Genomic DNA, 13,982 nt, shown 5'->3' on the forward strand with positions numbered 1-13,982 from the left:
ATGAATAGAACTCAGCGCATGGAAGAACAGGACCGCGTCGCGATCTTGCAGCAATTCGGACGCACGTATCGCGCGTTCATGACCGCGTTCGAAACGCACGTCGGACAGCCGATGCCGCGCTGGCGGATCATGGTCGCGCTGCACACGCTGGGCGGCCATGCGTCGCAGAAGAAGCTCGTCGAGGTGCTGCGCATCGATCCGGGCGCGCTCACGCGCCAGCTGAAGTCGCTCGATGCGCTCGGCTGGATCGAGCGCGCGTCCGACGCACGCGACAACCGCGTGACCAACGTGACGCTGACCGCCGCCGGCCGCGCCGCATTCGACGCGTGTTTGCCGCGCCGCAAGGCATTCCTCGACCAGACGATGGCGCAACTGCCGGACGACGTGCTCGGTGCGCTGTCGGGTGCGCTGGCGATGCTGGAGTCGCGGATCGCGGACGTCGCGTCGAGGCCGGCGTCGCACTGAATGGTGCGGCGGGAACGGGCGGGAAGCAGGGCGGGTTGGAGGCAGCGCGGCACGGAGCGGCGTGCGCGCCGGCCGCGGGCGACCGGCACACGGGTCGTCGCACGAACCCGCCGCCGGCCGGCCTTTCATCTCATCTCATTTCACTTGGTTCACAGCTCGATGCGCGTGCCGAGCAGCGCGAGGAACTGCGCGATCCATGCCGGATGCGCGGGCCACGCGGGCGCGGTGACGAACGGCGCATCGGTCACGGCTGCATCGACGGGGATGTCCGCGTATTCGCCGCCTGCGAGCTTCACTTCGGGCGCGCAGGCCGGGTAGGCCGAGATGCGCTTGCCGCGGATCACGTCGGCGGCCGCGAGCAGCTGCGCCGCATGGCAGATCGCGGCGATCGGCTTGCCGGCTTCCGCGAACGCGCGCACCAGCGCGATCACCTTCGCATCGAGACGTAGGTATTCGGGCGCGCGGCCGCCGGCGATCGCGAGCGCGTCGTAGCCGGCCGCGTCGACGTCGTCGAACGTCGCGTTCAGCGTGAAGTTGTGGCCCGGTTTTTCGGTGTAGGTCTGGTCGCCTTCGAAATCGTGGATCGCGGTCTTGACCTTGTCGCCCGCGCGCTTGCCCGGACACACTGCATCGACGTGATGGCCGACGGCCTGCAGCGCCTGGAACGGCACCATCGTTTCGTAGTCTTCGGCGAAATCACCGGTCAGGAACAGGATCTTCTTCGCGGCCATGGCTTTCTCCATTGAACAGCGTTGAGGGTCCGTTCGCGCCGCGTGCGGCAGACGGTGCAACGGCAGCGAAGCGGCCCCGAGGACGAAAGCGCAGTGTACTCCGGCAGATTGAAGCGCGCGTGACGGCCGCCCCGCGCGGCGGCGGGGCGGTGCGATCGCGCGTGCGATGCGTCAGAAGAAGGTTTCGACGACTTCCGTCACGCGGTACTGCGGATCGAGCACGAGCAGCTGGCGCCACTTGTCGAACGTCAGGCACGGGTGCGAGATGTCGAACGCGACCATGTCGCCGACCTTCACGTCCGCGCCCGGCGGGATCTGCAGGTATGCGTGCTGGTCCATCATCCCGGTGACGGCCCAGCCTTCGCTCGCGGCGACTTCACGTGGTGCGGTGTCGCGGCCCGGACGGAAATGCCGCGCCGGCTCGGGCAGGCCCGCGTCGAACGCGGCGTCGCGCTTGCCGAGCGCGATGATCGCGCGATCCTGCTCCGGCACCGACTGCACGTACGCCCACAGCTGCAGCGCCGGCAGCAGCCCTTCGCCCATCCTGCGTGCGATCGGGTTGCGCGCGAACACGTCGGTCTGCGCCTTCTTGTAGATGCCGACGTCGTGCGTCAGGTAGCAGCCCGGACGCAGCACGACTTCCGCGAAACCCGCGTCGGATGCCTTCGCGAATTCCTCCGCGACCACGTCGTACCATGCCGAGCCCGCGCCCGACAGGATCGCCGGCGTGCGCGCGAAGCGGCCGGCTGCGGCCAGTTCGCGCGTGAGCGCGACTGCGCCCTGCAGGAACGCGCGGATCTCGCCTTCCTCCTTCAGCACGCCTTCATAGAGCTCGATGCCGGCCAGCTTCAGCGTGTCCGGATAGCGCGCGATCGCGTCGAGCACCGCCTGGCGCTGCGCGGCATCGCGCACGCCCGCGCGGCCGCCCGGCACGCCGAGCTCGATCAGCACGTTCAGCGATTTCTTCGCGTCGCCGAAGAAGCGGCCGAGCTGGTCGACGCTGTCGGCCGAATCGACGAGGCAGAAGAACTCGAAATCGGGATCGGACAAGAGCCCCGCGATGATCGTCATGTTCTGCCGGCCGACCAGCTGGTTCGCGAGCAGCACGCGCCGCACGCCGCCGTGATACGCGGCCTGCGTCTGGTGCGCGGTCGCGAGCGTGATGCCCCATGCGCCCGCGGCGAGCTGGCGGCGGAACAGTTGCGGCGCCATCGTCGTCTTGCCGTGCGGCGCGAACTGGGCACCGTACTGCTGGACAAACGCCTGCATCCAGTTCAGGTTGTGTTCGATGCGATCCGCGTACAGCACCGCGGCCGGCAGGCTGACGTCTTCCGCGAGCAGGTTCCACTCGAGGCGGCTCGCGTCGTCGAGCGGCACGCTCGCGCTCGGTACGTTGCCGAGGCCCTTGCCCAACGGATCGATCGTCGGTGCCTGATAGTTTGTAACTTTCATGTCATCCCGCTCCATCATCACTATGCATTGCACTGAAGTTGACATGCAGATGGTACAGAAAGTAGCATCGGCGCGGTGATGTTATTTAGTAACATCAAGCTCCACATCCCCTTTTCCGCAGATGAATACGCCCGCTACCCCGTCCGCTTCGTCCGGCGCCGAGCCACCGGTTCCGATCGCGCCGCCGGTCCTCGACATCGTCGCGCGGATCGCCGAATGCGCGCCCGAGTTGCGCGAAGCCGAGCGCAAGGTCGCCGCGTTCATCCTCGCCGATCTCGCGCGCGCCGCGCATGCGAGCATCGGCGCGCTGGCACGCGACGCGGAGGTGAGCGTCGCGACGGTCACGCGTTTCGCGAAGGCCGTCGGCTGCCGCGACGTGCGCGAACTGAAGGTGCTCGTCGCGCAGGCGGCGGCCGTCGGCCAGCGCTTTCTCGTGCCGTCCGACGAGCGGCCCGCGGAAGACGCGAGCCCCGCTTCGGTCGTCTACGACGAGATCCGCGTGGCGCTCGCGCACAACCATCAATTGCTGCGCAACACGTCGTTCGACGCGGCCGCCGACCTGCTCGCCGGCGCGAAGATGATCTACGTGTACGGGCAGGGCGGCGGCTCGACCGCGCTCGCCGACGAACTGCGTTTCCGGCTCGTGCGTTTCGGCCGGCCGGTCGCGACCTACCAGGACAGCCTGCTGCAGCGAATGGTGTCCGCGACGCTGTCGCGCGACGCCGTGGTGGTCGCGCTGTCGGTCAGCGGGCGCGTGCCCGAGCTGCTCGAGAGCTGCCGGCTTGCGAAGCGCTACGGCGCGCGGCTGATCGCGATCACCGCGCCGGCGTCGCCGCTCGCGACGCTCGCCGACCATCTGGTCCCGGTCGTCGCGTTCGAAACCGATTTCATTTACAAGCCTTCGACATCGCGCTACGCGATGATGATGGCGATCGACGTGCTCGTCACCGGCGTCGCGCTGCGGCTCGGCGATGCGGGCCGGGAATCGCTGCGCCGCATCAAACACGCGCTCGATGCGCACCGCGGCGGCGGAGACCGTCAACCGGTAGGAGACTGACCATGCATTCGCATCCCGAAGCCGCCGATACGCTGATCATCGGCGCGCAGCTGTACGACGGCACCGGCGCGCCGCCCGTCACGCGCGACGTCGCGATCCGCAACGGCATGATCGCGGCGATCGGCAACCTGTCGAACTGGCTGGCCGAGAACGTCGTCGACGCGAACGGCCGCGCGCTCGCGCCGGGCTTCGTCGACGTGCACACGCACGACGACACGCACGTGATCCGCGCGCCCGAGATGCTGCCGAAGATCTCGCAGGGCGTGACGACCGTGATCGTCGGCAACTGCGGGATCAGCGCGTCGCCGGTGACGCTCGCGGGCGATCCGCCCGACCCGATGAACCTGCTCGGCGAGCGCGGCGCGTTCCGGTATCCGACCTTCGCCGATTACGTCGCGGCCGTGAACGTTGCGCGCCCGGCCGTGAACGTCGCGGCGCTCGTCGGCCACACCGCGCTGCGCAACAACCAGATGGACCGCCTCGACCGCGCGGCGACCGACGGCGAAATCGCCGGCATGCGCGCGCAGCTCGAGGAGGCGCTCGCGAACGGCGCGCTCGGATTGTCGTCGGGCCTCGCGTACGGCTCCGCGTTCGCGGCGCCGGCCGAGGAAGTGATGGCGCTCGCCGAGCCGCTCGCGAACGCGGGCGCGCTGTACACGACCCACATGCGGACCGAGTTCGACGCGATCCTCGACGCGATGGACGAGGCCTATCGCGTCGGCCGTCACGCGAAGGTGCCGGTCGTGATCTCGCACCTGAAGTGCGCGGGCCCGTCGAACTGGGGGCGCAGCACCGAGGTGCTCGCGTCGCTCGAAGGCGCGCGCCGCTACCAGCCGATCGGCTGCGACTGCTATCCGTACAGCCGCAGTTCGTCGACGCTCGACCTGAAGCAGGTGACGGGCGACATCGACATCACGATCACGTGGTCGGAGCCGCATCCGGAAGTCGCCGGCAAGTTGCTGAAGGCGATCGCGGCCGACTGGGGCGTGACCGAGCAGGAAGCCGCGCAGCGGATCCGCCCGGCCGGCGCGGTGTACCACAACATGTCCGAGGACGACGTGCGCCGGATCCTGTCGCATCCGGCGACGATGGTCGGCTCCGACGGCCTGCCGAATGATCCGCTGCCGCATCCGCGGCTGTGGGGCGCGTTCCCGCGCGTGCTCGGCCATTACGTGCGCGACACCAACCTGCTGCCGCTCGAGGAAGCGATCCGCAAGATGACGTCGCTGTCCGCGCGCCGCTATGGCATCGCGAAGCGCGGCGAAGTGCACGTCGGCTACCACGCGGATCTGGTGCTGTTCGATCCGGCGAGTGTGATCGACGCGGCGACGTTCGAGAAGCCGCAGCAGCCCGCGCACGGGATCGACGCGGTGTGGGTAAACGGCGTGCTGACCTACGAGAACGGCCAGCCGACCGGCGAGCGCGCCGGCGGTTTCGTTGCGCGCGGCGAGCGCGTGCCGGCGAGTGCCGACGCCGCGTTCTGAGCGCGGTTTTGATTCGATCTGCCGCGCGCGCCAAGGGTCGGCGCGCGCATCCGCAACCGTGCGTTGCATGGGGCGGGAGAGGCGCTGAAGCGCCGGCTCCGGCCGACAAACAAGGAGTGAAACGATGAAGCGATATGGCGTGGGCGAAGCGAAGGGTACCGGCGGCCAGGTGATGCCGTTTGCGCGTGCGGTCGAGGCCGACGGCTGGCTGTACGTGTCGGGCCAGACGCCGATGGTGAACGGCGAGGTCGTCGAAGGCGGGATCGTCACGCAGTCGAAGCAGACGATCGAGAACGTGATCGCGATCCTGAAGGAGGCCGGTTACGGCCTCGAGCACGTCGTGCGCTGCGGCGTGTGGCTCGACGACGCACGCGATTTCGCGTCGTTCAACAAGGTGTTCGTGTCGTACTTCGGCGAGCACCCGCCGGCACGCGCGTGCGTGCAATCGAGCATGGTCATCGACTGCAAGGTCGAGGTCGATTGCATCGCTTACAAGGCGCCGGCGAAGTAACGCGGCGAGGGCAGAAGCTGTAGAACTCGTCGCCGGTCTGGCCAAGATCCTCCCAAAGCCTCGTGGCGGCGGACACGAAGCCGCTGAACTTTCTGTAACGCTGAATGTTCCGATGACAGAGGTTTTTCGTCACCCGGTGGTATCGCGGACGAACCGGACGGAGGTGGCGAGGGTGCAATGGTGATTCGGATCGCAATGTTGATGTTGACGCTCTTGGTCGGCCACAGTGCGGTTGCAGGCACGCTGTCCGACAGGGTGTCGCGTGGCGGGGCAGTCCCCGCTGTCGTGCCGGAGTCAGTCGAAATCGTCAGGAACGGTGCGTGGTCGGCCGATATCAGCGGGGATGAAACGGCAGAGACGTGTCGTGCGTTCGTTCTTCGGCAGGCGGATGTCAGCGCGTTTTTCAAGCGTGCGAACCGCGTAACGGAGCGGGCGTACAGCCATGATCTGGATGCGGCGAATTGCTATGCCGAAGGCAACGCACGTTTCGTGGACGGCAGCACGGTGAAATGGACGATAGACCAGGCAAGGCGAGGCTTCATTACCGAGCCCGATGGTCGAACAATCTACCTGTATTGTCCGAAGTGCCGAACCGACGTATTCGCGCCGAACTAGCGAGCACTTCTTCCGCAAGCAGGCGGTGCTGGCGGCCCGCAAAGCGCCCGCGAGCGCCCCTTCATTTCCCGTCCGTTCGTGTAACGTGCTGCACGAACGACTGAAAGGAACCGTATGGAATGGGCTGCCCTTGTACCTGAGCTGATCTGCTCGGACGTCGCCAACAGCGTGCGCTTCTATCGTGACGTGCTGGGCTTTCGAATCCGGTTCGAACGCCCGGAGGACGGATTCGCTTATATCGAGATGGGGGCGGCCCAGCTGATGCTCGAGCAGCGGAGTCCGGAAAGCTGGGTGACGGGTCCGATGGACCGGCCGTTCGGGCGAGGGATCAATCTGCAGATCGAGGTCGATTCGATCGGCCCGATCCATGACCGGATCGTCCGGGCGGGCGTGGCACTGTTCGTCGAGCCCCGAACCTCGTGGTATCGGCAGGACGACATCGAGCACGGCCAGATCGAGATGCTGGTGCAAGACCCCGACGGTTACCTGCTGCGACTGGTGGAAATCCTGCCGGAGCGCGCGGCGCAACGCTGACCGCGGACCGTCCGCCACCCGCAACGGGCAGGCGAACGGCCGCCGGCGGGTTTCACTGCCGCGCCGTCCGCGCGTTGTCCGGCATCGGCTGGTTGTAGTTCGTGCGGAACGGATTGATGTCGAGCCCGCCGCGGCGCGTATAGCGCGCATACACCGCCAGCTTCACCGGTTTGCACGCATGCAGGATGTCGAGAAAAATGCGCTCGACGCACTGCTCGTGAAACCCCGTGTGATTGCGGAACGAGATGATGTAGCGCAGCAGCCCCGCATGATCGATCTGCGGGCCGACGTAGTGGATCTGCACGCTGCCCCAGTCGGGCTGGCCGGTGACCGGGCAGTTCGAACGCAGCAGGTCGGACACGAGCGTCTCCTCGACCGGCGCTTCGTCCTCGGCGTCGGCCGCCGACAGCAGCGACGGATCGGGTTCGTACACGTCGGTGTCGAGGTCGAGCCGGTCGAGCGACAGCCCGTCGAGTTCGTCCATCTCGAGCTTGCCGAAATCGTGCGGCGACACGAGCTGCACCGACACGCTCGCGCCGCACGCGGCCGACACGTCGCGCTTGAGCACGTCGCGCACCGCGTCGAGCGAGTCGAACTTCGATTGCGCGAACGAGCCGAGATACAGCTTGAACGACTTCGATTCGACGATGCTCGGCGACTCGGCCGGCACGTAGAACGTCGCGACCGCGACCTGCGGCTTGCCTCGCGCATTGAGCCACGACAGCTCGTACGCGTTCCAGATGTCGGTGCCGAAGAACGGCAGCGCCGACGTGATGCCGAGCTGCTCGCGCGCACCGGCGCGCGGGATCGGGAACAGCAGCGACGCGTCGTACTGCGTTGCGTAGACGGTGGCCTTGCCGAGCGGGGAATGTTCGGGATTCATTGCGTGACGCCTTTACGACAGGAAGAGGCGATAAGCCGGATTGGCGCTCTCTTCGACATACGGATAGCCGAGCGCCGCGAGGAAGCGTTCGAACTCGGTGTGATCGGCCTGCGGCACCTGCAGCCCGACGAGGATCGAGCTGTAGTCCGCGCCCTGGTTGCGGTAGTGGAACAGGCTGATGTTCCAGTCCGGCGCCATCGACGACAGGAACTTCATCAGCGCGCCCGGCCGTTCCGGGAATTCGAAGCGGAACAGGCGTTCGTCCAGCGCGAGCGGCGAGCGGCCGCCGACCATGTAGCGGATATGTTCCTTCGACAGCTCGTCGTGCGTCAAATCGACGCTCTTGAAGCCGTGCGACTCGAAGTTCGCGGCGATCTCGGCCGACTCGCCGCGGCGCTTGATCTGCACGCCGACGAAGATATGCGCGGACTGCGCATCGGCGATCCGGTAGTTGAACTCGGTGACGTTGCGGTCGCCGACGAGCGAGCAGAAGCGCTTGAAGCTGCCGCGCTCCTCGGGGATCGTGACCGCGAACACGGCTTCGCGCGCTTCACCGACTTCCGCGCGTTCGGCGACGAAGCGCATCCGGTCGAAGTTCATGTTCGCGCCCGACGTGACCGCGACGAGCGTCTGGTTCTCGATCCCTTCGCGCTCCGCGTAGCGCTTCGCGCCCGCGACCGCGAGCGCACCCGACGGCTCGAGCACGCTGCGCGTATCCTGGAACACGTCCTTGATCGCCGCGCACAGTGCGTCGGTGTCGACCGTCACGACGCCGTCGAGGAATTCGCGGCACAGCCGGAAGGTTTCCTCGCCGACGAGCTTCACCGCGGTGCCGTCCGCGAACAGGCCGACTTCGCTCAGCTCGACGCGCTCGCCCTTCTGCAGCGACTGCGCCATCGCGCACGAATCCTCGGCCTGCACACCGAACACCTTGATTTCCGGGCGCACCGCCTTCACGTACGCGGCCACGCCGGACGCGAGCCCGCCGCCGCCGATCGGCACGAAGATCGCATGGATCGGGCCCTGGTGCTGGCGCAGGATTTCCATCGCGATCGTGCCCTGGCCGGCGATCACGTACGGATCGTCGAACGGATGGACGAACGTGAGATCGCGCTCGGCCTGCACCTTGATCGCATGCGCATACGCATCGCTGTACGATTCGCCGGCCTGAATCACCTCGACGCTCGGGCCGCCGTGCGCGCGCACCGCATCGACCTTCACCTGTGGCGTCGTGACGGGCACGACGATCACGGCCTTGACGCCCATCCGGGCCGCCGAGAACGCGACGCCCTGCGCGTGATTGCCGGCTGACGCCGTAATCACGCCGCGTGCGAGCGCGTCGGCCGGAATGTGCGCCATCTTGTTGTACGCGCCGCGCAGCTTGAACGAGAACACCGGCTGGTTGTCCTCGCGCTTCAGGTACACGGGGTTGCGCAGCCGTGCCGACAGGTTGCGGGCGGGTTCGAGTTCCGTCTCGAGCGCGACGTCGTAGACGCGCGCAGTCAGGATTTTCTTCAGGTAATCGTGGGATGCCATGGACGCTCGCGTGCAGTGCGGAAAGCAGACGGTAAAGGATCAATGATAGCGCCAAGGGTCCGTCCGCACGCAAGCGGCATGCCGGGCGCATCGTCGCGGCGCGGCCCGCGCGCGCGCATTTGACGGATGCCCCCCCTTTTTTTACCGGTTTAACTGCACGGTTACCGACCGGACGGACGGCGAATGCCGCCGCAAAACGGCGCAGGCCCAGGCGTGGCGCGGGTTGCGGCGATAGCCCCACGGCCTGTCCGGCGTGTCACGGGCGGCCCGATCATGGGTTAGAATTCCGTTTTGAATCAAGGATTCGGAAGATGCAGAGGCACCCTCGGATCGCCCCGTTGAAGCCGTCGCCGCGCGCAGCCAGCCCCGCGGCGGAACGGCATGCGCGCCGCGCGCGATCGTGCTGATGGCTCCGAGTGCCGCCAGGCGCTGCCGACCGGGAGCGGTGAGTGAAGACCCGCCCTGGCCCCATGCGAGATAGTCGCGCGCCTGGCACCAGAACAGATTTCCCCAAGATTGCGCGTACGCGCTTGCCGACGCCCGTTCACGGTGTATCGGCCCTCCGAGTCGTCCGAACATGAACGCACCACAAGTTTTCGATCCGCACGGCGCGGCCGCCACCGTCGCCGCCGACCCCGCGCCCCGACTGCGCGAGATCCCCTATAACTACACGTCCTTCTCCGATCGCGAGATCGTGATCCGCCTGCTCGGCGATCAGGCGTGGGCGGTGCTCGACGAGTTGCGCGCCGAACGGCGCACGGGCCGCTCGGCACGGATGCTGTACGAGGTGCTCGGCGACATCTGGGTCGTGCGCCGCAACCCGTACCTGCAGGACGACCTGCTCGACAACCCGAAGCGCCGCGCGCTGCTGATCGAGGCGCTGAACCACCGCCTGACCGAGATCGGCAAGCGCCGCCGCGCCGACCTGACCGAGCACCACGACGATGCGGGGCGCGAGCGCGCATCGCGTGTCGAGATGCTCGAGAAGGCTGCGCAACGGGCGGTCGACGAGTTCGCCGACGAATTCGAGAAACTGGCCGACCTGCGCCGCCGCGCGACCAAGGCGCTCGGCCGCTGCACGCAGAAGGACAACATTCGCTTCGACGGGCTGTCGCGCGTGTCGCACGTGACCGACGCGACCGACTGGCGCGTCGAATATCCGTTCGTCGTGCTGACGCCGGACACCGAAGCCGAGATCGCCGCGCTGATCAAGGCGTGCTTCGAGCTCGGCCTGACCGTGATCCCGCGCGGCGGCGGCACCGGCTACACGGGCGGCGCGGTGCCGCTCACGCCGTTCTCCGCGGTGATCAACACCGAGAAGCTCGAACAGCTCGGCGCGGTCGAACTCACCGAATTGCCGGGCGTCGCGCACAAGGTGCCGACGATCTTCTCCGGCGCGGGCGTCGTCACGCGCCGCGTGACGGAAGCGGCCGAAGCGGCCGGCTACGTGTTCGCGGTCGATCCGACCTCGCTCGACGCATCGTGCATCGGCGGCAACGTCGCGATGAACGCGGGCGGCAAGAAGGCCGTGCTGTGGGGCACCGCGCTCGACAACCTGGCCTGGTGGCGGATGGTCGACCCGGACGGCAACTGGCTCGAGGTCACGCGCCACGAGCACAACCAGGGCAAGATCCACGACATCGCGGTCGCGCGTTTCGAGCTGAAGTGGTTCGACGGCGCGTATGCGCCGGGCGAGAAGCTGCTGCGCACCGAGATGCTCGAGATCGAAGGCCGCCGGTTCCGCAAGGAAGGGCTCGGCAAGGACGTGACCGACAAGTTCCTCGCCGGCCTGCCGGGCGTGCAGAAGGAAGGCTGCGACGGGCTCATCACGTCCGCGCGCTGGGTGCTGCACAAGATGCCCGCGCACACGCGCACCGTCTGCCTCGAATTCTTCGGCCAGGCGCGCGAGGCGATCCCGAGCATCGTCGAGATCAAGGACTACCTGTTCGAGACGTCGAAGCAGGGCGGCGCGATCCTCGCGGGCCTCGAGCACCTCGACGAGCGCTACCTGCGCGCGGTCGGCTACGCGACCAAGAGCAAGCGCAACGCGTTCCCGAAGATGGTGCTGATCGGCGACATCGTCGGTGACGACGCCGATGCGGTCGCACAGGCGACGTCCGAAGTGATCCGGATGGCGAACGGCAAGAGCGGCGAAGGCTTCGTCGCGGTCAGCGCGGAGGCGCGCAAGCGCTTCTGGCTCGACCGCAGCCGCACGGCCGCGATCGCGAAGCACACCAACGCGTTCAAGATCAACGAGGACGTCGTGATCCCGCTGAACCGGATGGGCGAGTACACCGACGGCATCGAGCGGATCAACATCGAGCTGTCGCTGAAGAACAAGCTGCAACTGATCGACGCGCTCGAAGCGTTCTTCAAGGGCGGCAACCTGCCGCTCGGCAAGACCGACGACGCGAACGAGATCCCGAGCGCCGAACTGCTGGAAGACCGCGTGCAGCAGGCGCTTGAACTGCTCAAGCGCGTGCGCGCACGCTGGGAATTCGTGCGCGACCGGCTCGACCAGCCGCTGCGCGAGGCGCAGCACTACCTCGTGCAGCTCGGCTACGAGGCGCTCGCGGAGAAGTTCGCCGATCGCGCGGACGAGCAGCCGGGCGCGACCGTGTTCCACATCACGCAGGACCGCACGGTCCGCATCTCGTGGAAGCAGGAGATCCGCGCGGAGCTGCGCGCGATCTTCAACGGCGGCGCGTTCAAGCCGATCCTCGACGAAGCGCAGGCGATCCACAAGCGCGTGCTGCGCGGCCGCGTGTTCGTCGCGCTGCACATGCACGCGGGCGACGGCAACGTCCACACGAACATCCCGGTCAACTCCGACAACTACGAGATGCTGCAGGACGCGCACGCCGCCGTCGCACGCATCATGAAGCTCGCGCGCTCGCTCGACGGCGTAATTTCCGGCGAACACGGGATCGGCATCACGAAGCTCGAATTCCTGACCGACGACGAGATCGCCGAATTCCGCGCGTACAAGCAGCGCGTCGACCCGAACGGCCGCTTCAACAAGGGCAAGCTGCTCGACGGCGCTGACCTGCGCAACGCGTACACGCCCAGCTTCGGGCTGATGGGCTACGAATCGCTGATCATGCAGCAGTCCGACATCGGCGCGATCGCCGATTCGGTGAAGGACTGCCTGCGCTGCGGCAAGTGCAAGCCGGTGTGCGCGACGCACGTGCCGCGCGCGAACCTGCTGTACAGCCCGCGCAACAAGATCCTCGCGACGTCGCTGCTGGTCGAGGCGTTCCTGTACGAAGAGCAGACGCGTCGCGGCGTGTCGATCAAGCACTGGGACGAGTTCAACGACGTGGCCGACCACTGCACGGTGTGCCACAAGTGCGCGACGCCGTGCCCGGTGAAGATCGACTTCGGCGACGTCACGATGAACATGCGCAACCTGTTGCGCAAGATGGGCAAGAAGAAGTTCAACGCCGGCAATGCGGCGGGCATGTTCTTCCTGAATGCGACCAATCCGCAGACGATCAACGTCGCGCGCGGCGTGATGATGGGCGTCGGCTACAAGGTGCAGCGCTTCGCGAACGACATGCTGAAGAAGGTCGTGACGAAGCAGACTCAGCATCCGCCCGCGACGACCGGCAAGCCGCCGGTGGTCGAGCAGGTGATCCACTTCGTGAACAAGAAGATGCCGGGCAACCTGCCGAAGAAGACGGCGCGTGCGCTGCTGGACATCGAGGACAACAAGATCGTGCCGATCATCCGCAACCCGAAGTCGACGACCGTCGATTCGGAAGCGGTGTTCTACTTCCCGGGCTGCGGCTCCGAGCGGCTGTTCTCGCAGGTCGGGCTCGCGACGCAGGCGATGCTGTGGGAGGCGGGCGTGCAGACGGTGCTGCCGCCGGGCTACCTGTGCTGCGGCTATCCGCAGCGCGGCTCGGGCCAGTACGACAAGGCCGAGAAGATCGTCACCGACAACCGCGTGCTGTTCCACCGCGTCGCGAACACGCTGAACTACCTCGACATCAAGACGGTGGTCGTGTCGTGCGGCACGTGCTACGACCAGCTTGCCGGGTATGAATTCGACAAGATCTTCCCGGGCTGCCGGATCATCGACATCCACGAGTTCCTGCTCGAGAAGGGGATGAAGCTCGACGGTGTCACGGGCACGCGCTACATGTATCACGACCCGTGCCACACGCCGATCAAGACGATGGATCCGGTGAAGCTCGTCAACGAGCTGATGGGTACGGAGAAGGACGGCTACAAGATCGAGAAGAACGATCGCTGCTGCGGCGAATCGGGCACGCTGGCGGTCACGCGCCCGGACATCTCCACGCAGGTGCGTTTCCGCAAGGAAGAGGAGATCCGCAAGGGCGCCGCGAAGCTGCGCGCGATTCCCGTGGTGGCGGGCGACGCGTCGGCGCCGGCTGCCGCGGCCGCGAACGGCCCGGACGTGAAGATCCTGACGAGCTGCCCGTCGTGCCTGCAGGGCCTGTCGCGCTACAGCGAGGACGCGAACCTCGAGGCCGACTACATCGTGGTCGAAATTGCGCGCCAGGTGCTCGGCGAGAACTGGATGGCCGACTATGTCGCACACGCGAACAATGGCGGGATCGAGCGCGTGCTGGTCTAATGCGGGCATGACGACCGCCCGGCGGGGCTTGGGTTGGGAGCGGGCGCCGGCGCTGAAGCGCCGGCGCCCCGCCCCAAGGGGGAGGCGAGGGGAATGGGGTTTTTGACGGGA

11 protein-coding genes are annotated in these 13,982 nt (G+C 67.1%); 7 read left to right on the top strand and 4 right to left on the bottom strand.

The features are described 5' to 3' along the window. Positions 1-18: 18 nt before the first annotated feature. Positions 19-465 (top strand): MarR family winged helix-turn-helix transcriptional regulator, encoded by a 447-nt coding sequence (locus O1Q03_RS32235; RefSeq protein WP_269508650.1) that lies wholly within the window; start codon positions 19-21, stop codon positions 463-465. Between the two features lie 149 nt (positions 466-614). On the opposite strand, the gene O1Q03_RS32240 is transcribed toward O1Q03_RS32235, so the two are convergent. Further along, entirely contained in the window at positions 615-1,196 is a 582-nt protein-coding gene (locus O1Q03_RS32240; protein ID WP_269508612.1) for a DJ-1/PfpI family protein, read from the bottom strand. Between the two features lie 171 nt (positions 1,197-1,367). Then, complete coding sequence (locus O1Q03_RS32245) at positions 1,368-2,648, bottom strand: amino acid deaminase (RefSeq protein WP_269508615.1); 1,281 nt, start codon at positions 2,646-2,648, stop codon at positions 1,368-1,370. Positions 2,649-2,769: 121 nt separating this feature from the next. On the opposite strand from O1Q03_RS32245, the gene O1Q03_RS32250 reads away from it, so the two are divergent. The 5 genes from O1Q03_RS32250 (at position 2,770) to O1Q03_RS32270 (ending at position 6,849) form a co-directional block, all read left to right on the top strand. Next, positions 2,770-3,705 carry a MurR/RpiR family transcriptional regulator gene (locus tag O1Q03_RS32250; RefSeq protein WP_269508618.1) on the top strand — a complete coding sequence of 312 codons (936 nt, stop codon included), beginning with the start codon at positions 2,770-2,772 and terminating at the stop codon, positions 3,703-3,705. 2 nt (positions 3,706-3,707) lie between these two features. Beyond that, positions 3,708-5,189, top strand: a complete 1,482-nt coding sequence (locus O1Q03_RS32255; RefSeq protein WP_269508621.1) for an N-acyl-D-amino-acid deacylase family protein — start codon at positions 3,708-3,710, stop codon at positions 5,187-5,189. A gap of 124 nt (positions 5,190-5,313) precedes the next feature. Continuing rightward, positions 5,314-5,700, top strand: a complete 387-nt coding sequence (locus O1Q03_RS32260) for a RidA family protein (RefSeq protein ID WP_006751946.1) — start codon at positions 5,314-5,316, stop codon at positions 5,698-5,700. A gap of 177 nt (positions 5,701-5,877) precedes the next feature. After that, positions 5,878-6,315, top strand: a complete 438-nt coding sequence (locus O1Q03_RS32265) for a hypothetical protein (RefSeq protein ID WP_269508623.1) — start codon at positions 5,878-5,880, stop codon at positions 6,313-6,315. A gap of 114 nt (positions 6,316-6,429) precedes the next feature. Then, positions 6,430-6,849, top strand: coding sequence for a bleomycin resistance protein (locus tag O1Q03_RS32270; RefSeq protein WP_269508625.1), 420 nt, complete (start codon positions 6,430-6,432; stop codon positions 6,847-6,849). Positions 6,850-6,901: 52 nt separating this feature from the next. On the opposite strand, the gene queF is transcribed toward O1Q03_RS32270, so the two are convergent. Both queF and ilvA read right to left on the bottom strand, forming a co-directional pair. Next, positions 6,902-7,732 carry an NADPH-dependent 7-cyano-7-deazaguanine reductase QueF gene (queF, locus tag O1Q03_RS32275; protein WP_269508627.1) on the bottom strand — a complete coding sequence of 277 codons (831 nt, stop codon included), beginning with the start codon at positions 7,730-7,732 and terminating at the stop codon, positions 6,902-6,904. A 12-nt stretch (positions 7,733-7,744) separates the two neighbouring features. Beyond that, the gene (ilvA, locus tag O1Q03_RS32280) at positions 7,745-9,268 is read right to left on the bottom strand and encodes a threonine ammonia-lyase, biosynthetic (protein WP_269508630.1); all 1,524 of its coding nucleotides are present in this window, start codon (positions 9,266-9,268) and stop codon (positions 7,745-7,747) included. Between the two features lie 577 nt (positions 9,269-9,845). On the opposite strand from ilvA, the gene O1Q03_RS32285 reads away from it, so the two are divergent. After that, positions 9,846-13,871 (top strand): DUF3683 domain-containing protein, encoded by a 4,026-nt coding sequence (locus O1Q03_RS32285; protein ID WP_269508633.1) that lies wholly within the window; start codon positions 9,846-9,848, stop codon positions 13,869-13,871. Positions 13,872-13,982: the final 111 nt, after the last annotated feature.

The sequence above is a fragment of the Burkholderia sp. IMCC1007 genome (genome assembly GCF_027257875.1).
In the GTDB taxonomy this organism is placed as follows: domain Bacteria; phylum Pseudomonadota; class Gammaproteobacteria; order Burkholderiales; family Burkholderiaceae; genus Burkholderia.

What these genes read in the sequence shown, in the direction of transcription:
- O1Q03_RS32235 (WP_269508650.1), top strand. Translation starts at nt 19, where the DNA reads ATGGAAGAACAGGACCGCGTCGCGATCTTGCAGCAATTCGGACGCACG.
- O1Q03_RS32240 (WP_269508612.1), bottom strand. Translation starts at nt 1,196, where the DNA reads ATGGCCGCGAAGAAGATCCTGTTCCTGACCGGTGATTTCGCCGAAGAC.
- O1Q03_RS32245 (WP_269508615.1), bottom strand. Translation starts at nt 2,648, where the DNA reads ATGAAAGTTACAAACTATCAGGCACCGACGATCGATCCGTTGGGCAAG.
- O1Q03_RS32250 (WP_269508618.1), top strand. Translation starts at nt 2,770, where the DNA reads ATGAATACGCCCGCTACCCCGTCCGCTTCGTCCGGCGCCGAGCCACCG.
- O1Q03_RS32255 (WP_269508621.1), top strand. Translation starts at nt 3,708, where the DNA reads ATGCATTCGCATCCCGAAGCCGCCGATACGCTGATCATCGGCGCGCAG.
- O1Q03_RS32260 (WP_006751946.1), top strand. Translation starts at nt 5,314, where the DNA reads ATGAAGCGATATGGCGTGGGCGAAGCGAAGGGTACCGGCGGCCAGGTG.
- O1Q03_RS32265 (WP_269508623.1), top strand. Translation starts at nt 5,878, where the DNA reads ATGGTGATTCGGATCGCAATGTTGATGTTGACGCTCTTGGTCGGCCAC.
- O1Q03_RS32270 (WP_269508625.1), top strand. Translation starts at nt 6,430, where the DNA reads ATGGAATGGGCTGCCCTTGTACCTGAGCTGATCTGCTCGGACGTCGCC.
- queF (WP_269508627.1), bottom strand. Translation starts at nt 7,732, where the DNA reads ATGAATCCCGAACATTCCCCGCTCGGCAAGGCCACCGTCTACGCAACG.
- ilvA (WP_269508630.1), bottom strand. Translation starts at nt 9,268, where the DNA reads ATGGCATCCCACGATTACCTGAAGAAAATCCTGACTGCGCGCGTCTAC.
- O1Q03_RS32285 (WP_269508633.1), top strand. Translation starts at nt 9,846, where the DNA reads ATGAACGCACCACAAGTTTTCGATCCGCACGGCGCGGCCGCCACCGTC.